A 19,502-nucleotide genomic window follows, 5' to 3' on the forward strand; every position below is an offset into this window, starting at 1 on the left:
TAGTCATGCTCTATGCTCACGTTTATATATTTAAGAACGGTGATGGGTATTAATATATTAAATAAATAATGACAATTTTTTGTTATGCTCTTAAATGCCATTGTCTTTCTAACTGATTGTTTTTAAATTATTTTTAATGATTTGGTGGCAATTATTTGCTGTGTTGACACCAAAAAATAATCCCCAAAAAATGAAATTAACCATTTTTTATTTGTGGAAAAGAGTATATTAACGTCAACCGGATTTAATAAATCAGTTGACGTTACAACTGTGTAAATAAAGAGATAAATTCTATAACGAAATAGAAATAAAATAATCTACTGTATTAGATAAATACATACCCCAACGTAGTTGGCGTTGCAGCAAGGTAGCAAACGAACAAACCCGTGGAGCTGACTAAGGTCAGTGATGCAGGTGCGTGAGAGTTGCTAACAACACTGTAGCTATCAATACGAGGGGAAGTTACTGAAATGGTTATGTCGTGTACGCATTGGCACTTAATACACGACAGGGAAGGGGGTGACAATCCCCCGCAGCCCCCGCTGCTGTGATGCCGACGAACCCGCTGAAACCACTGATCCACCGGATTGGGAAGGTGCGGGAGAGGATGACGCTAAGCCAGAAGACCAGCCAAATCGGTAAAATATATTCAACTCCTTCGGTGGGAAGTGGGTTGTCATTAGATGCGCGCTGCGGTGACGTTGCGCAGACGCACCTTTTTGACACTGCATATCCCGCTCGAAATGGCGGGATTTTTTATGCAACGGTCTGGCAAACAAGCATTTATTATCGCAGGTACCGGCAGTGGATGCGGTAAAACAACCGTGACGTTGGGTATTCTGCGGGCGCTGATGGCACGCGGATTATCTGTGCAGCCGTTTAAGGTCGGGCCAGATTACCTGGATACCGGCTGGCATAGCGCCGTCAGTGGTGTTACCTCGCGTAACCTCGATGCTTTTATGCTACCGGCTGCGACCTTGAATGGGTTATATAACCAGCACATGCGCCATGCTGATGTGGCGGTGATCGAAGGTGTGATGGGCTTGTATGACGGCTACGGCACTGATCCCGATTATTGCAGTAGTGCGGCGATGGCCAAACAACTGGGCTGCCCGGTTATCTTACTGGTGGATGGCAAGGCGGTATCCACCTCGGTTGCGGCTACCGTGCTGGGGTTCTGCCAGTTTGACCCAAATCTCACCATCGCAGGCGTGATTGTTAACCGTGTTAATTCAGAAAACCATTATCAGCTAATCCGCCACGCCATCGAGCATTACTGCGGTATTCCCGTGCTGGGGCGCTTGCCGGTGATGGATGATATCGCGCTGCCATCACGCCATTTAGGGTTGATACCGGTGCAAGAGCAGCGTGAGGGCGTGGCGGGTAGAACCCATCAGCCCGACAGCTCGCCCCGCTGGCAACGGCTGGCACAGCAGGTTGAAGCCTTTATCGATCTCGACCGATTACTGGCACTGACGCATTGTGCGGCACAGCCTGCCGGCACCCCGCCTTCCTTACCTCTGTCTACACTGGCTAACGGCCTGACACTGGCCTTGGCCGAAGATGAAGCATTCAATTTCTATTACCCCGATAACCTTGACCTGCTAGAGCAGGCAGGCGTGCGCATCCAACGTTTCAGCCCACTTCATGACCGCCGGTTACCCGATTGCCAGATGATTTATCTCGGGGGAGGTTATCCCGAAATTCACGTTGCCCGCTTAGCCGCAAATACAGCGATGCATGCAGCGTTACAGCAAGCGCATCGCCAACAGATCCCGCTGTATGCCGAATGCGGTGGCCTGATGTATCTCGGTGATGGCTTAACGGATGAGAGTGGTCAGCGCCACCCGATGGTTGGCATTTTGGCCGGTGAGAGCCGGATGGGGAAACGGCTGACTCGCTTTGGTTACTGTCAGGCACAGGCCCGCAGTGACACCTTATTGGCTGCACAAGGTGAAATTCTGCGTGGTCATGAATTCCATTATTCCGATTTTACTAGCCCATTGACGCCGGTATTTGATAGCAGCAAATGGCGTGATGGTGTCGCTATTCAGCGCTGGCACAGTGGCTATCAACTTCAGCGCACTCAGGCCAGCTATCTGCATATCCATTTTGCCCAGCGCCCCGGTTTGCTTGATGGCTGGCTGACCGCTGCCCGGAGCGTGCTATGACCCTGAGCGCATGGTTTGTTGCTTTCTTGCTTGATAGCTGGCTCGGCGACCCGCCGCACTGGCCGCACCCGGTGCGCTGGATAGGCAACCTGATCTCTGTCATGCAACGTGCTATCCGTGCGGTTTGTCACAGCGAACGGGCACTGAAGTGGGGGGGAGCAGCGCTGTGGTTGGTGGTGGTCGGCGTGACATGGCTGCTGAGTTGGGGGTTCTTATCACTGATGACACACATCAATCCGTGGCTCGGCTGGTTGGCGCAAGTGTGGATGATTTACACCCTCTTAGCCGGACGTTGCCTGAGTGATGCGGCGCTACTGGTATTTGATGCCCTGAAGCACGGTTCGCTGGCACAAAGCCGCGAGAAGCTGTCATGGATTGTCGGGCGTGACACCTCACAACTAGAGAAGCCACAAATCACCCGTGCGGTGGTAGAGACAGTGGCCGAAAACAGCGTTGATGGCGTGATTGCACCGCTGTTCTTTTTGATGTTAGGCGGCGCCCCGCTGGCAATGGCTTACAAAGCAGTCAATACCCTTGATTCGATGGTGGGCTACAAAACGCCAAAATACCGTGCGATTGGTTATGTGTCGGCACGGATGGATGATGTGGCGAATTGGCTCCCAGCCCGCCTGAGCTGGCTATTACTGAGCGCAGCCGCGTGGTTACTACGAGCCGATTACCGTCAGGCATTGCGCATCGGCTGGCGTGATCGTTATCAGCACGCCAGTCCTAACTGTGCCTGGTCTGAAGCCACGGTTGCCGGTGCGCTGGGCGTGCGGCTGGGGGGGCCGAATGATTACTTTGGCGTGCGGGTTGAAAAACCCTGGATCGGTGATGAACGGCGCGAGGTGGCGCTGGATGATATCCCGCGCACTATCCATTTGATGCTGATGGCGTCGTTATTAGCACTATTACTGTTTGCCCTGATTCGTCTGCTGCTGGTCGGCATTTAACAAGGATAACCTGATGAACTATATAAAGAACCCGCAGGAAATAGAGCAAAACAGTTTTGCCATCATCGGTGACATTATTGCCGATGAGCACCCGGACTTTCGCTTTGTCAGTGAGATGCAAGAAGCGGTGATCAAGCGGGTTATCCATACCACGGCGGATTTTGATTGGCTGGATATTCTGCATTTCTCACCGCAGGTACTAACCCATATTGCCGAGGGTATCCGCCGGGGTTGCACCCTTTATACCGATACTACGATGGCGATGTCCGGTATCAACAAAGTGCTGTTAAAGCAGATGGGATGCGAATGCCGTTGCTACATCAGTGACCCACGGGTGGTGGAGAGTGCGCCGCTACAGGGTATTACTCGCTCGATGGCCGCAGTGGATGTTGCTCTGGCAGAGTCAGGAGAAAAGCTGTTTGTCTTTGGTAATGCCCCGACTGCGTTATTCCGCTTGTTGGAACGCCACGCCACACCGATCGCGGTCATTGGTGTACCGGTGGGGTTTGTCGGGGCGGCTGAATCCAAAGATGCCTTGGTTGCCAGTGACCTGCCATGCATTGCAGCACTTGGGCGCAAAGGGGGCAGCAATGTGGCAGCAGCCATCATCAATGCCATCCTCTATCAGTTGCGGGGGGCGCTATGAGTGAGGCTACTGTCAATGACAGTCAGATGCTGCAAAACCAGCAATTAGACAGCATTTGGCATAACGGCAAACAATATCGCAAAGGTTACACCACCGGTTCTTGTGCGACGGCGGCGGCTAAAGTGGCGGCGCTAATGGTGTTGCGCCAGCAAGTGATTGACCAGATTTCAATTGTGACGCCTTCCGGTGTCACGTTATGCCTGAATGTAGAACAACCCCTCATTGAGGGCCAGCAAGCTACGGCGGCCATCCGCAAAGATGGTGGTGATGATGTTGATGCTACCCACGGCATGCTGATTTTTGCTCGCGTCACGCTGCGTGAACAGACGGAAATTACTCTGCGTGGTGGCGAAGGGGTCGGGACAGTGAGCCGTAAAGGTATTGGCCTCCCCGTCGGCAGCTCAGCCATTAATCGTACGCCACGCCAGACCATCGAGGCAGCAGTGCGCGAGGTCATCGGCCCGTTACGCGGTGCTGAAATAGAGATCTTTGCTCCCGAAGGGCAAGAGCGGGCGAAAAAAACCTACAACGGGCGGTTGGGGATCCTCGGTGGCATTTCCATCATCGGCACTACCGGCATTGTGACACCGATGTCGGAAGAGAGCTGGAAACGCTCGCTGGCATTGGAATTGGAGATGAAGCGCGCGGCGGGTGAAGATCGCGTCATTCTGGTACCGGGCAATCATGGCGAGCGCTTTGTTCGCGACCATCTGGGCCTCGACAGCCAGCGGGTGGTGACCATGAGTAATTTCGTCGGTTATATGTTGCAGGAAACCGTGCGACTGGGCTTTCGTCAGGTGCTGCTGGTAGGGCATCCCGGCAAATTAGTGAAAGTGGCCGCCGGTATCTTCCATACCCACAGCCATATCGCGGATGGGCGTATGGAAACATTGGTTGCCCATCTGGCGCTGATGGGGGCGCCGCATGCGCTACTGCTTGAAGTGAACCAGTGCAATACCACTGAAGCGGCGATGGAATTGATTGCTGAGCAGGGGTGGCAGGCGGTCTACAGCCGTATTGCCGAACGTATCTGTGAGCGAATTGCTGAAATGATGCGTTTCTCCGTTAATCCGCCGCAGTGCGATGCGATTTTATTCTCTTTCGATAATCAGGTGTTAGGCAGCAGTCGGCCTCTGGATGAAATTGTGGAGGCATTGCGATGATTACGGTTGTTGGCATCGGCCCAGGTGATATCGACTATCTGACCCCTGAAGCCCAGTGGGCTATCAGCCAGGCTGAGGTATTGGTGGGCGGGAAGCGCCATCTGGCAACATTTAGCAGCAATGTTCGTGAGTCCCGCTTGTTAGATGCGGATCTGCTGGGGTTACTGGAGTGGCTGGATAGCAACAAAACTCGCGCCATTGTGGTACTGGCTTCCGGTGATCCTCTGCTGTATGGCATTGGCAAACTGCTGGCGGCGAACTTCGGCACTGACGAGCTACATATCGTGCCCGGCATCAGCGCTATTCAATATCTGTGTGCCAAAGTGGCGCTGGATATGAATGACCTTTTTCTTACCAGCAGCCACGGGCGGGTACCCGATTTTGACTGGATTTTCCAGCATGACAAGGTGGCGATGGTGACTGACAGTATTATCGGCCCGCGTGCCATCGCCGATGCATTACATCAGCGTGGTCTGTCCCGCACCTTGATTATCGGTGAAAACCTGTCACAACCCAATGAACGTATTCACCGTCTGTCGCAACAACAGGTAGCGGCGCGTTATGACATGAATGTGGTGGTGATCCTCAATGAGAGATGATCTGTTCTTACGTGGGCAAAAAGTCCCGATGACCAAAGAAGCGGTGCGCGCATTGGCACTGGAACGGCTGGAGTTGCCTTGTTATGGCCACCTGATTGATGTGGGCGCCGGGACGGGCAGTGTGGCGTTGGAGGCGGCACTGCGCTTCCCCGATTTGCAGGTCACCGCGATTGAGCGCAACCCAGCGGCACTGGAACTGATTAGCGAAAACCGCCAGCGGCTGGGTTGCCACAACGTGGCGATCATCGCAGGCGTTGCCCCCTTGCCTAATACGGCCGCAGCCGATGCCATTTTTATTGGTGGCAGCGGCGGCCATTTAACCGATCTGATTGATTGGGCGCTGATGACACTTAAGCCCGATGGCCGTTTGGTACTGACCTTTATTTTGCTCAATAACCTTAATGACGCGTTGGCTCACTTACAGCACTGCGCTGTCAGTCAGTTAGATTGCGTGCAATTGCAACTCTCCACCCTGACCCCTTTGGGCAGCGGGCACTATTTTAAACCTAATAATCCTACTTATCTTATTTCCTGCCACAAGGAGGCGCGCAATGTCTGAGCATCCTGATGCTGCATCAACAGCGGTACTACAACCCTGGGATACACAAAAAATCTGGTTTGTCGGTGCAGGGCCGGGCGACAAAGAGTTGATCACCCTGAAAGGCTACCGGTTGTTACAGCAAGCAGAGGTGGTTATCTACGCCGGCTCGCTGATCAATACCGAACTGCTGGAATATTGCTCGCCAGAGGCGCAATGCCACGATAGCGCGGGTTTGAATTTGGAACAGATCATCACACTGATGGTTGATGGTGTGCGGGCTGGCAAGTTGGTGGTGCGATTACAAACCGGTGACCTCTCTTTATATGGTTCGATCCGTGAGCAGGGGGAGGTGTTGAGTGAGCACGGTATTGGTTTTGTGTCGGTACCGGGTGTCAGTGCTTTTCTTGGCGCAGCAGCGCAACTGGGGGTGGAATACACCGTACCGGAAGTGGCGCAGAGCTTGATTATTACCCGAATCGAAGGGCGAACCCCGATGCCGCCGCTGGAGCAACTGGAGGCGTTTGCCGCGCACCAAACGTCGATGGCGATTTTCTTGTCAGTGCAAGAGATGGACCGCGTAGCTGAACGTTTGATTGCTGGCGGATACCCAGCGACGACTCCTGTTGCGGTGGTGTACAAAGCGACATGGGCTGAAAGCCGCACTGTGCGCGGTACGCTGGCTGATATCGCCGAATTGGTTCGCGCCGCTGCTATTCATAAAACTGCACTGATTTTGGTGGGGGCGTTCCTCGGCGATGAATACCACTATTCCAAACTCTATGATGCGGGGTTTAGCCATGAATATCGTCAAGCCTGAATCCATAGCGGTATTTTGCCTGACTCCGGGCGGGGTGCGGTTGGCGCGGCGTTTGCAGACCCACTTGCCGCTGACCTGCTTTACCAGTGAAAAACTGTTGGAACCGGGTTTTCTGCCGTTCAATGGCAGTTTTGGCGACACCCTCCGTGAGGCATTTAAACAGTATTCGGCACTGGTGGTGGTCGGGGCTATCGGCCTGACAGTGCGGGTTATCGCCCCGTTGGTGAATGACAAAATGAGTGATCCGGCGGTGGTGGTGATTGATGAGCGTGGGCAACATGTCATTAGTCTATTGTCTGGTCACGTGGGGGGCGGCAATACCTTAACCCGTTATTTGGCGGGCATTCTCGGGGCCGATCCGGTGATAACCACTGCAACCGACGTTAACCAGATGGCGGCATTGGATACGCTGGCGACCCAACTGGATGGCGAAATGCAGGATTTTCGTCACGCCGTCAAAGTGGTCAATCAAATGTTGGTCAGCGAACAAAAAGTGGGTTTGTGGTGGGATACGCCTCTGCTGGCTGAGCGTGAACGCTGTGACACTCGTGGTTTTGTAGCGGTTGATTCGCTGGATCAATTGCCAAAACTGGATGCGCTAGTTTGTGTCACGTTGCGCGACAGCCTGCCTCCATTACCGTTACCGGTGTACAAACTGGTGCCACGCCGGGTGGTCGCGGGTATCGGTTGCCGCCGGGCCACCTCGCTGCAAACCTTGGTTGAATTGTTACAACAGCAAATGGCCGAGAATCACTTTGACCTCATGGCGCTGCGGGCTATTGGCAGTGTCACTATCAAAAAAGATGAACCCGCGCTACATCAATTGGCTCAGTGCTGGCGAGTACCGTTCGAACTGTTCAGTGTCGGCGAACTGAGCCGCCATGAGCAACGTTTCCCTGCTTCTGATTTTGTCCGCCAAACGGTGGGTGTCGGCAGCGTTTCACAACCGGTCGCCTGGCTGATGAGCGACGGTAAATTGGTTGGCAATACTCTGCGTCAGCAGGGCGTCACCATCACTCTGGGAGTATCGCATTAATGTTAACCGTAATTGGCATCGGGCCGGGCAGTGAATCGATGATGACGCAGGAAGCTATCGCCGCAATCCGCGAGGCGGAAATTATCGTCGGTTATAAAACCTATACCCATCTGGTGAAACCCTTGACCGGGGATAAGCAGGTGATCAAAACCGGCATGTGTAAAGAGATAGAGCGCTGCCAAACCGCCATTGATCTGGCGCTGGCGGGCCATAACGTGGCGCTTATCAGCAGTGGTGATGCCGGGATCTATGGTATGGCGGGCTTGGTGCTGGAGCTGGTAACGCAACAAAAATTGGAGTTGGAGGTGCGGTTGGTGGCGGGGATCACCGCCAGTATTGCTGCTGCCTCGTTACTCGGCGCGCCACTAATGCATGATTTTTGTCATATCAGCCTGAGTGATTTGATGACGCCGTGGGCGGTGATCGAAAAACGCATTGTCGCGGCAGCGCAGGCTGATTTTGTTATCTGTTTCTATAACCCACGTAGCCGTGGCCGTGAAGGGCATCTGGCCCGCGCGTTTGAGTTAATGCAGCCGTGGAAGCGGCCGGAAACGCCAGTCGGGGTAGTGAAAGCCGCCGGGCGTAAAAAACAGGAGAAATGGATCACTACGCTGGGTGAGATGGATTTCGAACCGGTGGATATGACCAGTCTGGTGATCGTCGGTAATCAGGCGACCTATTGCCGTGATGGGCTGATGATCACGCCACGGGGCTATTCATTGTGATGGGCCATCACCCTTATCCACCGATTCATGTCTTTGGCGGTACTAGTGATGCGCGGCTGATTTGCCAATTGCTGGATGCCGCAGAGCAACGCTATAGCCTGTCGGTTGCCACTGATGCCGGTAAACAACTGGCGGGAGATATTGGCGGTGAGGTCATGGTTGGGCGGATGGATGCAGGGCAGATGGCTGATTTTTTGGCGACCAGACAGGTCCAGTGGGTGGTTGATGCCTCGCATCCTTATGCCTGCATGCTCAGTGACAATGTGGTGGCGGCCTGCGAACAGTCAAATGTCACGCTGACCCGTTACCAACGGCCAAGTGAAATTGATGTTCTGAGCCACCCTCTGCTGCACAAGGTCGATAGCGTTGCTGCGGCCTGTGAGGTGGCCAAACGGCTGGGGCCGCGGGTGTTACTCACGACTGGCAGCAAGCAGTTGGCTGAATATCAACGTGGGCTGGTGGGTAAAACCTTACTGGTTCGGGTGCTGCCCACGGCGCAAGTGCTGAACCAATGTGAGGCGCTGGGGCTGGGGGTTGACCACATTATTGCGCTGCGCGGGCCATTCAGCGCGTCTTTCAATCAGGCACTGTATGAGTTTTGCCAGCCGGATGTGGTTATCACTAAAGAGTCCGGTGCCCAGGGGGGATATCAGGAAAAAGTTGCCCCCTGTCTGGCACTGAATATCCCCTGCATTGTGGTGTGTCGCCCCGCCAGCGTGGTATTGGGCGGTATCGGTCAGCAAGTGACGTCATTAGATGAATTTAGCCAACATCTGATCCACTGGCAGCAACAACGAGGACAATAAAATGAAAAAGGCACTGTTGGTGATCAGTTTTGGCACCAGTTATGAACAAACCCGCCAAAAGAATATTGATGCTTGCGAGCAGCAACTGGCGGCAGCTTACAGCGATCGTGATGTTTTTCGCGCGTTTACCTCGGAGATGATCATCCGCAAATTGCGCAAACGCGATGGTTTGCTGATCAACAACCCACGGGAGGCGCTAAAACACCTGGCTGAACAGGGCTATCAGGATGTCGCCATCCAATCGCTGCATGTGATAAACGGCGTTGAATACGAAAAAATTGCCAATGAAGTGCGCACCTTTAGCGACTGTTTCCATCGTCTGGTATTGGGTACGCCGTTGTTAAGCAGTTTTTCCGATTACCAACAACTGCTGGTGGCGTTACAGGCTCAAATGCCGGTGTTGGCCGCTGATGAGCGGGTGGTCTTTATGGGCCACGGTGCCAGCCATTATGCCTTTTCAGCCTATGCCTGTCTGGATCATCTGATGACCTCGCTGCATTTCCCGGCATTGGTGGGCGCGGTAGAAAGTTATCCAGAAATCAGCCATATCATTACCCGATTGCAACAGCAGGGGGTGCGTAAAGTGCACTTAATGCCGCTGATGTTGGTGGCCGGTGATCATGCCATCAACGATATGGCCTCTGATGAGCCGGACTCATGGCAATCGCAACTGGAGGCCGCCGGTATCTGTGCTCACTCCTGGTTACAAGGATTGGGTGAGAACCCATTGATACGTCAAATGTTTGTCGAACATCTGGACCAAGCCTTACAACAAAAACAGCAGGAGGCAGCGTAATGAGCGGCAGACTTTATGCATTGGGTGTTGGCCCAGGTGCTAGTGATTTAATTACTGTACGCGCAGCACGGCTGATAGCCAAACTCGATGTGCTGTATGCGCCTGCCGGGCGCAAAGGTGGCGACAGTCTGGCGCTCTCTATCGTGCGCGAATACCTTTCACCACATACCGAAATCCGCACCTGTCATTTCCCTATGAGCGCTGATGATAGTGAGAAGCAAGCGGTATGGGATGAGGTGGCACAACAGTTGCAATCTGAAGTGGCCAATGGCCGTCAGGTGGGATTTATCACCCTCGGCGATGCCATGTTATTCAGCACGTGGGTGTTTTTATTGGAACGCATCGGGCGGCCTGATTGGTTGGAAATCGTACCGGGCGTAACCTCATTTGCCGCCATTGCCTCGCGTGCGGCGCTACCGCTGGCGATGGAGCAGCAGTCACTGGCCATCATGTCCTGTACCGCGCCGGAGGCCGAATTGGAGCGCGCACTGCGGGATCACGACTGTGTGGTGCTAATGAAAGTCTATGGCCGTTTTGCTCGGATCCAAGCGCTGCTGGCACGGTTGGAGCTGTTCCCACATGCGCTGTTGATGTCGGAAGCCTCATTGCCTGGCGAAGTGTGCTGGCGTCAGCTTGATAGCATCGCCGCTGACCAGACATTGCCCTATTTCTCGACCATTTTAGTGAATAAGCAGCAACGAGTTAATGGATAACAGGTTAGTTAAATAGAGGGTTAATTAATTTTAAATTACTCCCCAAAGTGATTGGAGCAACTAATGGAAATGGAAAAAGAGTTAAAGAAACTGTCTTATAGCGGAGTGGCAATGGCAATCTTGCTCACGCTGGCACCGAATGACGTTTTTGCCATGCACATTATGGAAGGTTTTCTGCCGCCGATGTGGGCGCTGGCTTGGTGGGTATTGTTTCTGCCATGTCTGTTTATGGGGTTGGTGCGCTTAAAGCAGATTGTGGCTGAAGACAGCAATCAGAAAGTGTTATTGGCGCTGTGTGGCGCGTTTATTTTCGTGCTCTCAGCACTGAAAATTCCGTCGGTGACCGGCAGTTGCTCACACCCTACAGGGGTAGGGCTGGCTGTCATCTTGTTTGGGCCGGTGGTGGTGGCGGTGCTGGGGGCGATTGTACTGCTGTTCCAGGCGCTATTGCTGGCACACGGCGGGCTGACAACGCTCGGTGCTAACGGTATGTCGATGGCGGTGATCGGGCCGGTAGTGGGTTATTTGGTGTGGAAATTGGCCTGTAAAGCGGGATTACGCCGCGATGTTGGGGTTTTCCTCTGTGCCATGTTAGCGGATTTAACCACTTATTTTGTCACCTCAGTACAACTTGGCTTGGCGTTCCCCGATCCACAATTTGGTATCAGCGGTTCAGTTATCAAGTTTATGGGGGTGTTCTGTATTACCCAGATCCCGATTGCGATTGCTGAAGGGTTATTGACGGTCATGATTTACGACCAATTGACCAAACGGCGCTTAATTCACGCGGAGAGCCACTAACATGAAAAAGACCCTGATCCTGCTGGCAATGGTGATTGCACTGGTTATTATGCCGTTTTTTATTAATCACGGCGGCGAATACGGTGGCTCGGATGGAGAGGCTGAAGCGCTGATCCAGCAAACGGCACCGCACTATGAGCCCTGGTTCCAGCCATTATATGAACCTGCCAGTGGTGAAATTGAGAGTCTGTTGTTCACGCTGCAAGGTTCCATTGGCGCAGCGGTGATTTTCTATATCTTGGGTTACTACCGGGGGAAACGCGGTGAGCATGCTGGGGATTGATAAACTAAGTTATCAAAGCCGCTGGCGGCAGGTTGACCCAATAGGGAAACTGGTGCTGTATGGCGTTTTCCTGTTGCTGGCGATGCTCAGCCCGCCGCTCTATCAGGCGTTATTGCTGATATTTATCGCCGCGCTGACCTGCTACTTGTTACGCGTTGGCCCGCGCCGTTATCTGCGCTGGCTGGCTATTCCGCTGTCATTCCTGTTGGTGGGGCTGGTGACCATTGTGTTATCCCTTTCTCGTCAACCGGAGAGTATGTGGTGGAGTATACAAATCGGTAATTGGTGGTTCGGTATCGATAAAGTCGGTCTAACCACTGCCAATCAGACCTTGTGGCGTAGCCTGGCTGCATTGGCCGCGACTTTCTGGTTTGTGCTGAATACGCCATTCCCACAGCTTATTCAGATACTTAAACGCTGCCATGCCCCCCGTTTGCTGACTGAGCAAATTTTGCTGACCTGGCGCTTTATTTTTATTTTGGCTGAAGAGGCTGCTGCTATCCATCATGCGCAGTCCCTACGGTTTGGTTATATCTCATTGCGTACTGGCTACCATTCGCTGGCTATGTTGGTGAGTATGCTATTTACCCGCGTGATGATTCGCTATCAACAGATGGTTATCTCGCTGGATATGAAACTTTATCAGGGTGATTTCCACCTGTAAGGCAGGATTTGATGTTAGCCACCAGACAGTTAGGTTTCAGCTATCAGGATGAGCAGGTATTGCACGATCTGACGCTGGATTTCAGTCAGCACGCGGTCACTGGTGTCTTGGGCGCCAATGGCTGTGGCAAATCCACCTTATTTATGAATCTGACCGGTATTTTGCAACCCCAACACGGGACTGTGCTGTGGCAAGGAGAGCCGCTGAGTTATAAAAAGGCCAGCCTGCGAGAGCTACGCCAACGGGTGACAACGGTATTCCAAGACCCGGAACAGCAGATTTTTTATACCGATATCGACAGTGATATCGCGTTCAGCCTGCGTAATCTCGGCGTGGAGGAAACGGTGATCGCCGCGCGAGTGGATCGGGCGTTGACACTGGTTGATGCGCAGGGTTTTCGCCATAAATCTATTCAGCACCTTAGTCACGGTCAGAAAAAGCGGGTGGCAATTGCCGGTGCACTGGTGATGGAAGCAGAGTATCTGTTACTCGATGAGCCGACCGCAGGGCTGGATCCGGCCGGGCGTCAACACATGATTACCATCATTGAACGCATTGTGGCAGAAGGGAAACGGGTTATTCTCTCCAGCCATGATATCGATTTGGTCTACAAGGTTTGTGACTATCTGTATGTCTTATCTCATGGTCGCTTAATGATGGCCGGTGAAACGACCGAGGTGTTTCTGCAACAGGATAAACTGCGCGCTGCCGGGCTTATCCAGCCATGGTTGGTCAAAATGCACTGCGAGCTAGGGTTACCGTTATGCAAAACGGAAGAACAACTTTTCGCGTTGATGCGTCAGCGTGAAACCGAGGAGGCGCAATGAGTTTATCGGTGATGGTGCAAGGTACCGCATCTGATGTAGGTAAGAGCGTATTGGTGGCTGGGCTATGCCGTATTTTTATGCAGGATGGCTATCGTTGTGCTCCGTTTAAATCGCAGAATATGGCGCTCAACTCAGGTATTAGGCCACAGGGTGAGGAGATGGGGCGGGCACAGATTTTTCAGGCAGAAGCCGCAGGCATCACCCCTGATGTGCGCATGAATCCGGTACTACTCAAACCCACCAGTGACCGTAAGGCGCAGGTGGTACTGATGGGTAAAGTTGCCTGCAATATGGATGCGGTGGAATATCATCAATATAAGCCGCAATTGCAGCAACAAATCAGCGAGGTCTACCAAAGTTTAGCCCGTGAATATGACGTCATGGTGCTGGAAGGGGCGGGTAGCCCGGCAGAAATTAACCTGCGTGACCGCGATATCGTCAATATGGGGATGGCGGCAATGGCCGATGCACCGGTGATATTGGTGGCTGATATCGATCGCGGTGGGGTGTTTGCGGCTATTTATGGCACCTTGGCCCTGTTGCATCCGCATGAAAAAGCGCGGGTCAAAGGGGTGATAATCAATAAGTTTCGGGGTGACATTGCGCTGCTTAAACCTGGGTTGGAACAGATTGAAGCGCTGACGGATGTGCCGGTATTAGGGGTAATGCCGTGGCTAGATATTGATTTGGAAGATGAAGATGGTGTGGCATTACAAAATGGCAAATATCAGGATGCGGTGGAAAAAGCGCTGGATATTGCCGTCATTCACTTGCCACACATTGCTAACTTTACCGATTTTAATGCGTTGGCGGCTCAGCCAGATGTGCGCCTGCGCTATGTTTCGCAGCCTTCAGCCTTGGGGCAACCGGATCTGATTATTCTGCCTGGCAGCAAAAATACCTTGGGCGATTTACAGTGGTTGCATCACAGTGGGCTGGCCGCCGCGTTATTGGCACAACATCAACATCAGGTACCGGTGCTGGGTATCTGTGGCGGTTATCAGATGTTGGGAAAACGTATTATTGATGGTGTGGAGTATGGCCTGGAACAGATGGCGGGCCTTGGTTTGCTGGATGTGGAAACGCAGTTTGCACAGGACAAAGTGACCACGCGGGTCAGTGGCTATTGTCTGATGGGCCTGCCGGGGATGCTGGAAAGCTGCGGCGAGCAGCAACTGGAAGGCTATGAAATTCATATGGGTGCATCCCTGCTTGGAACGGCCGCCAAGCCTTTCGCACAATTGACATTGCGTAACGGGCAAGTGGAGCAATGGTTGGAAGGGGCGGTGAACGCCGATGGCAGTGTGCTGGGCAGCTATATTCATGGCCTGTTTGACAGCCACAACTTCACTCGCCCACTGCTGGACAATTTGCGCCAACGTAAAGGGCTGGCGGCGTTTGACGGTGTGACGGTGAATTACGCCGAACATAAGCAGCAACAGTTTGATATTCTGGCAGCACATATGCGACAAAATATTGATATTGAAAGTATTTATAAAATAATGAAAACACATCGACAGGAGAGCGCGCAGTGATTTTGATTACCGGAGGTGCGCGCAGCGGCAAAAGTTCGCTGGCTGAACGGTTGGCGGCACAGGCGGCTGAGCGGGTGTTTTACATTGCCACCTCAGTGGTAACAGATGTGGAAATGGCCGCGCGGGTTGAGTTACATCGCGCCAGTCGCCCGGCACACTGGCGTACCTGGGAAGGTTATCGGGATCTGGGAGCAGTGTTGGATCAGCAAGTGGAACCCGGCGAAGCGGTGATGTTGGAGTGTATTACCACCCTTATCACTAATCTGCTGTTTGAACAGGCCGGTGATACGCCGCCGGAGCAGATGGATTTCACGTTACTTGAAGTGGGGGTTCAGCAACAAATTACCGATCTGCTGGCCGCCTGTGCCCGAAGTTCAGCACCGATTTATTTGGTGACGAATGAACTGGGGATGGGCATTGTGCCTGAAAATCGTTTAGCGCGACATTTTCGCGATATCGCCGGTCGGGTCAATCAGCGCCTGGCTGCTGCCGCTGACCAAGTGTTTCTGGTGGTTTCCGGGATTGAGGTAAAAATTAAATGAGCCTGCGTCTATTTCTCGCCACCTTGCAGTTTATGACCCGGATTCCGGTGCCAGAGCGCTGGACGCAAGGGTTGGCGATGGATCAGTACGAACGCGGCATTATCGGTTTCCCGCTGATCGGGCTGATTGTCGGTATCATCGGCGCGCTGGTCTTTACCCTACTGGTACCTTGGTGTGGCATTCCGTTAGCGGCACTGGGTTATGTGCTGGCACTGGCGCTGGTCACTGGCGCTTTCCACCTTGATGGTTTGGCAGATACCTGCGATGGAGTGTTTTCCGCTCGTAAACGCGAGCAGATGTTGGAGATCATGCGTGATAGCCGCCTTGGGACTAACGGCGGTTTAGCCTTGATTTTTATCGTGGTGGCGAAAGTGCTGGTGGTGAGTGAGCTGGCACTGCGCGATGTACCGATGCTGGCAATACTAATGGCAGCTTCAGTGGCGGGGCGTACGGTGATTGTGTTGTTGATGTACCGCCAGCGTTATGCCCGCGCAGGCAATGGCTTGGGCAATATTTACATCGGTAAAGTTACCGGCCGGCAAACTGCCGTCACATTAGTGGGTGGCGCAATACTTACCCTGTTACTGGGGAAAGGGACTGCGCTGTTGGCACTGGTGATTACCATGGCGGTAGTGCTGCTGTTGGCAACCTATCTGCGTAGCCGTTTAGGCGGTCAAACCGGTGATACGTTGGGCGCGGCTGCCGAAATAGGTGAGTTGGTGTTTTTGCTGGCGCTGTTGTAGCTGTTTTGCAATAACAGCGTTATTTCCTGAATAATCTCAATATTGAGTCATTCTATGCGACTTTTTCTGGTACGCCACGGGCAAACCGAGGCCAATTTGCGTGGCGTTTTTTGCGGCCTGACTGATTTGGCGCTAACGCCACAGGGCGTGGAGCAGGCCGGATGGGTGGCCGATTGGTTAGCGGATGTGGATTTTAGTCAGGGCGTCAGCAGCCAGTTGCTGCGCGCCCGCCATACCGCTGACATCATACTCGCCGGGCACCGGGTGAGTGCCGATAGCGACGGGCAACTAAATGAAATGAATTTTGGTGACTGGGAAATGCGCCATCATCATGATTTACAGCGGGAAGACCCGGATGCATGGGCACAATGGGTGGCCGATTGGCAACAGGCAAGTCCCACCGGAGGAGAGTCATTCCCTCAGTTCTCTGCCCGGGTTGAAAAAGTTATCCAGCCACTGCTGTTAGCGTCGGGTACTTCACCACAAAGTAGTGATAACAATCGGCTACTGGTTGCTCATCAGGGGGTATTAAGCCTGATGTTGGCTCGTTTGCTGGCCATGCCAGCGGCGGCTATGTGGCATTTTCATTTTGATCAGGGGGCATACAGCGTATTAGAGATCCACGATGGATTTGTCACGCTGCGTGCGTTTAACAGTCGGGCTGTTTGGCAGCCTGCAATACGAGGTTAAGTACATGCAAACACTTTCATCGATTCTGCGCACGATTGCGCCGCTGGATAGCAAGGCGATGGCCCGAGCACAGGTGCGGTTGGATGGTTTACTGAAACCACCAGGTAGCTTAGGTCGCCTGGAACAACTGGCGGTTCAACTGGCTGGAATGCGGGGGTTATACGGGCATCAGGTTGAGCGCAAACAAATTATTGTGATGGCAGCAGATCATGGCGTCTACGATGAAGGCGTGGCTATTTCACCTCGAGTGGTCACGCTGGTTCAGGCGTTGAACATGGTGAAGGGGGTAACAGGTGTTTGCGTGCTAGCGGCTAATGCCGGTGTTGAAGTAAAAATTGTCGATGTGGGTATTGATAGCGAGACGCTACCCGGTGTGGTGGATATGAAAGTGGCGCGTGGCAGTGGCAATATCGCCCGTGAAGCGGCAATGACTCGCCAGCAGGCAGAGGATTTACTTTGTGCCAGTGCACTGCTGACATTACGGCAGGCGGCTGAAGGCGTGAAAGTGTTTGGCGTTGGTGAGTTGGGTATGGCGAATACTACGCCAGCAGCGGCGATGGTCAGCGTGTTTACTGACAGCGATCCTGAATTGGTGGTAGGGATTGGGGCGAATTTTCCTAGCGCGCAGTTACATCATAAAGTGGCGGTAGTGCGCCGTGCTATCGAAACCAATCATCCAGATGCCAATGATGGTATTGATGTGTTGGCGAAAGTGGGTGGTTTTGATTTGGTAGGTATGACCGGCGTGATGCTTGGTGCGGCGGCGGCGGGGTTACCAGTGGTGTTGGATGGTTTCCTCTCATATGCTTCTGCGTTAGCGGCTTGCCGTATCGCACCGGGAGTCCGTGATTATTTGATCCCCTCTCATCTATCAGCAGAAAAAGGTGCAGTCATTGCGCTAAGCCATCTGCAACTCGAGCCATACTTGCAAATGGGCATGCGGCTAGGTGAGGGCAGTGGCGCCGCAATTGCCATGCATTTAGTGGATGCAGCCTGTGCCATGTATAATAATATGGGGTTGTTGGCTGAAAGTAATATTGAATTACCCACCCCCCTTCGTCCTTGAAATTACAGGGGTGTTAGCTACGTTCATTCACCCGAATCACTTACATGAGTAAGCTCATCGGGGTTCATTCTCTTGCTGCCTACCTGTAATCACAATGACTTTGGGGGCCTTAGTCCTTGAAATTACAGGGGGTGTTAGCTACGTTCATTACTCGGCCCATCCTTGGGCCTCGTCTCGTTGAGGCCGCCGCAAGCGGCGTTCAAATCGGTTCCTGACCGATTTGTCACCCGAATCACTTACATGAGTAAGCTCATCGGGGTTCATTCTCTTGCTGCCTACCTGTAATCACAATGACTTTGGGGGGCCTTAGTCCTTGAAATTACAGGGGGTGTTCCCTTTATCCTTGACGTTGCAGGGGATTGGCTACATCTACCTGCAACTCGAATGGTTTTGAATTGTTCGGGTGGTTTTTAGTCGTTGAATAATCAGATAGTGTTATTATCAAAAGATAAGTTAGGTTACGCATTAACATAATTGGATAGTGGCATGCAGAAGCTTCTTTTTTCCGGTCGTATCAATTTGAAAATGATCCGCTATTTCTTAGCCGTATCAGAAGAACTGCACTTTGGAAAAGCCGCTGAACGCCTTCATATCTCGCAACCACCGTTAAGCCTGCAAATTAAAGAGTTGGAAGATGCTTTGGGTTTCCCTTTATTTATCCGGGACAGCCGTAATGTGGTATTAACTCTGGCGGGTGAGATGATGCAGGCTGAGATGAAAGAAGTCTTTGAGAATATAGAAAACTCATTAAGCCGTGTGTCTTATATTGCCCGCCATGAGCAAAGCCACCTCAATATAGGCATTATTGGTTCGGCGCTTTGGCACCAATTATTAGAGAAATTCAAACTTTTTAAAACGCTTAACCCTAACACCACGTGGTCTTTGCATGAGTTTCCGCCCAGCAAACAGTATGAAGCGCTATTAAGTAAGAAGCTTGATATCGGCTTCTGGCGTTGTGCTTCCCTAGAGCAAAGCCCGGCGCTGGTCTATCAGTGCGTTGAGAAGCAGCGGGTTGCGGTTGCGGTGTCTAATGAGAGCGTGCTGGCAGATAAAAAAATGCTCACTTTGAAAGAACTCTCCGGCCAGAACCTGATATTCCTCACTTTTGCTAACTCTGGCTACTCCAAAAATTTATATAATAGTTGCCTCGCCGCAGGTTGTAAGCCGCTGACTATTTATCAATTTGATGAACCACAGACCCAACTGGCTTTTGTAAACAGCAATCTTGGCATCGCTCTGGTTCCTGAAAGCATGCAGGAAATCCCATGGCCTAATATTAAATTCATCCCGCTGATAGACAATCTCTCCGCTGATCTGTTTGCCGTTTATCATCCCGGTAGCATGACGCGGCCGCTGGAACGGTTGCTTGCGTTATTTTAATGCCG

General features: G+C 52.6%; 22 protein-coding genes and 1 riboswitch. All 22 genes read left to right on the forward strand.

Annotation, left to right across the window (positions count from 1 at the left end; all coding sequences use genetic code 11):
• Positions 1–454 precede the first annotated feature (454 nt).
• A riboswitch (cobalamin riboswitch) is annotated at positions 455–649 on the forward strand.
• A 109-nt stretch (positions 650–758) separates the two neighbouring features.
• A complete protein-coding gene (locus ACWJJO_RS08360) occupies positions 759–2,171 on the forward strand; it encodes a cobyrinic acid a,c-diamide synthase CobB (protein WP_442851045.1) in 1,413 nt (470 codons plus the stop codon).
• Positions 2,168–3,124 (forward strand): adenosylcobinamide-phosphate synthase CbiB, encoded by a 957-nt coding sequence (gene cbiB, locus ACWJJO_RS08365; RefSeq protein WP_481090906.1) that lies wholly within the window; start codon positions 2,168–2,170, stop codon positions 3,122–3,124. Before ACWJJO_RS08360 ends, cbiB begins: the two co-directional genes overlap by 4 nt.
• A gap of 13 nt (positions 3,125–3,137) precedes the next feature.
• Complete coding sequence (locus ACWJJO_RS08370) at positions 3,138–3,770, forward strand: cobalt-precorrin-8 methylmutase (RefSeq protein WP_083159265.1); 633 nt, start codon at positions 3,138–3,140, stop codon at positions 3,768–3,770.
• Positions 3,767–4,933, forward strand: coding sequence for a cobalt-precorrin-5B (C(1))-methyltransferase CbiD (cbiD, locus tag ACWJJO_RS08375; RefSeq protein ID WP_083159264.1), 1,167 nt, complete (start codon positions 3,767–3,769; stop codon positions 4,931–4,933). The genes ACWJJO_RS08370 and cbiD overlap by 4 nt, the downstream gene beginning before the upstream one ends.
• Entirely contained in the window at positions 4,930–5,532 is a 603-nt protein-coding gene (locus ACWJJO_RS08380) for a cobalt-precorrin-7 (C(5))-methyltransferase (protein ID WP_083159263.1), read from the forward strand. Before cbiD ends, ACWJJO_RS08380 begins: the two co-directional genes overlap by 4 nt.
• Positions 5,522–6,091: a decarboxylating cobalt-precorrin-6B (C(15))-methyltransferase gene (locus ACWJJO_RS08385; protein ID WP_083159262.1), complete on the forward strand. Its 570-nt coding sequence runs from the start codon at positions 5,522–5,524 to the stop codon at positions 6,089–6,091. The genes ACWJJO_RS08380 and ACWJJO_RS08385 overlap by 11 nt, the downstream gene beginning before the upstream one ends.
• Positions 6,084–6,890, forward strand: a complete 807-nt coding sequence (locus ACWJJO_RS08390) for a cobalt-precorrin-4 methyltransferase (protein ID WP_372568933.1) — start codon at positions 6,084–6,086, stop codon at positions 6,888–6,890. The genes ACWJJO_RS08385 and ACWJJO_RS08390 overlap by 8 nt, the downstream gene beginning before the upstream one ends.
• Positions 6,871–7,926 carry a cobalt-precorrin 5A hydrolase gene (cbiG, locus tag ACWJJO_RS08395; RefSeq protein ID WP_481090907.1) on the forward strand — a complete coding sequence of 352 codons (1,056 nt, stop codon included), beginning with the start codon at positions 6,871–6,873 and terminating at the stop codon, positions 7,924–7,926. The genes ACWJJO_RS08390 and cbiG overlap by 20 nt, the downstream gene beginning before the upstream one ends.
• On the forward strand, positions 7,926–8,651 hold the full coding sequence (locus ACWJJO_RS08400; protein WP_050084476.1) for a precorrin-3B C(17)-methyltransferase: 726 nt from the start codon (positions 7,926–7,928) through the stop codon (positions 8,649–8,651). Before cbiG ends, ACWJJO_RS08400 begins: the two co-directional genes overlap by 1 nt.
• On the forward strand, positions 8,651–9,457 hold the full coding sequence (locus ACWJJO_RS08405; protein ID WP_372569870.1) for a cobalt-precorrin-6A reductase: 807 nt from the start codon (positions 8,651–8,653) through the stop codon (positions 9,455–9,457). Before ACWJJO_RS08400 ends, ACWJJO_RS08405 begins: the two co-directional genes overlap by 1 nt.
• Position 9,458: 1 nt before the next feature.
• On the forward strand, positions 9,459–10,253 hold the full coding sequence (gene cbiK, locus ACWJJO_RS08410) for a sirohydrochlorin cobaltochelatase (RefSeq protein ID WP_420073304.1): 795 nt from the start codon (positions 9,459–9,461) through the stop codon (positions 10,251–10,253).
• The gene (locus ACWJJO_RS08415; RefSeq protein ID WP_442821062.1) at positions 10,253–10,966 is read left to right on the forward strand and encodes a cobalt-factor II C(20)-methyltransferase; all 714 of its coding nucleotides are present in this window, start codon (positions 10,253–10,255) and stop codon (positions 10,964–10,966) included. Before cbiK ends, ACWJJO_RS08415 begins: the two co-directional genes overlap by 1 nt.
• Positions 10,967–11,029: 63 nt before the next feature.
• Positions 11,030–11,767, forward strand: coding sequence for a cobalt ECF transporter S component CbiM (gene cbiM, locus ACWJJO_RS08420; RefSeq protein WP_005185360.1), 738 nt, complete (start codon positions 11,030–11,032; stop codon positions 11,765–11,767).
• A 1-nt stretch (position 11,768) separates the two neighbouring features.
• Entirely contained in the window at positions 11,769–12,050 is a 282-nt protein-coding gene (locus tag ACWJJO_RS08425; RefSeq protein ID WP_005185363.1) for an energy-coupling factor ABC transporter substrate-binding protein, read from the forward strand.
• Positions 12,037–12,714 carry an energy-coupling factor ABC transporter transmembrane protein gene (locus tag ACWJJO_RS08430; protein ID WP_032906397.1) on the forward strand — a complete coding sequence of 226 codons (678 nt, stop codon included), beginning with the start codon at positions 12,037–12,039 and terminating at the stop codon, positions 12,712–12,714. The genes ACWJJO_RS08425 and ACWJJO_RS08430 overlap by 14 nt, the downstream gene beginning before the upstream one ends.
• Before the next feature lie 11 nt (positions 12,715–12,725).
• On the forward strand, positions 12,726–13,541 hold the full coding sequence (locus tag ACWJJO_RS08435; protein ID WP_083159258.1) for an ATP-binding cassette domain-containing protein: 816 nt from the start codon (positions 12,726–12,728) through the stop codon (positions 13,539–13,541).
• Entirely contained in the window at positions 13,538–15,076 is a 1,539-nt protein-coding gene (locus ACWJJO_RS08440) for a cobyric acid synthase (protein WP_481090908.1), read from the forward strand. The genes ACWJJO_RS08435 and ACWJJO_RS08440 overlap by 4 nt, the downstream gene beginning before the upstream one ends.
• Positions 15,073–15,618, forward strand: a complete 546-nt coding sequence (gene cobU, locus ACWJJO_RS08445) for a bifunctional adenosylcobinamide kinase/adenosylcobinamide-phosphate guanylyltransferase (RefSeq protein WP_042569508.1) — start codon at positions 15,073–15,075, stop codon at positions 15,616–15,618. Before ACWJJO_RS08440 ends, cobU begins: the two co-directional genes overlap by 4 nt.
• Positions 15,615–16,361: an adenosylcobinamide-GDP ribazoletransferase gene (gene cobS / locus ACWJJO_RS08450; RefSeq protein WP_442821061.1), complete on the forward strand. Its 747-nt coding sequence runs from the start codon at positions 15,615–15,617 to the stop codon at positions 16,359–16,361. Before cobU ends, cobS begins: the two co-directional genes overlap by 4 nt.
• Before the next feature lie 54 nt (positions 16,362–16,415).
• Positions 16,416–17,051, forward strand: coding sequence for an adenosylcobalamin/alpha-ribazole phosphatase (locus ACWJJO_RS08455; protein ID WP_083159255.1), 636 nt, complete (start codon positions 16,416–16,418; stop codon positions 17,049–17,051).
• A gap of 4 nt (positions 17,052–17,055) precedes the next feature.
• Positions 17,056–18,117, forward strand: coding sequence for a nicotinate-nucleotide--dimethylbenzimidazole phosphoribosyltransferase (gene cobT, locus ACWJJO_RS08460; RefSeq protein ID WP_372568937.1), 1,062 nt, complete (start codon positions 17,056–17,058; stop codon positions 18,115–18,117).
• Between the two features lie 486 nt (positions 18,118–18,603).
• The gene (locus tag ACWJJO_RS08465; RefSeq protein ID WP_083159253.1) at positions 18,604–19,497 is read left to right on the forward strand and encodes a LysR family transcriptional regulator; all 894 of its coding nucleotides are present in this window, start codon (positions 18,604–18,606) and stop codon (positions 19,495–19,497) included.
• Positions 19,498–19,502 lie beyond the last annotated feature (5 nt).

It is taken from the genome of Yersinia antarctica (genome assembly GCF_056636475.1).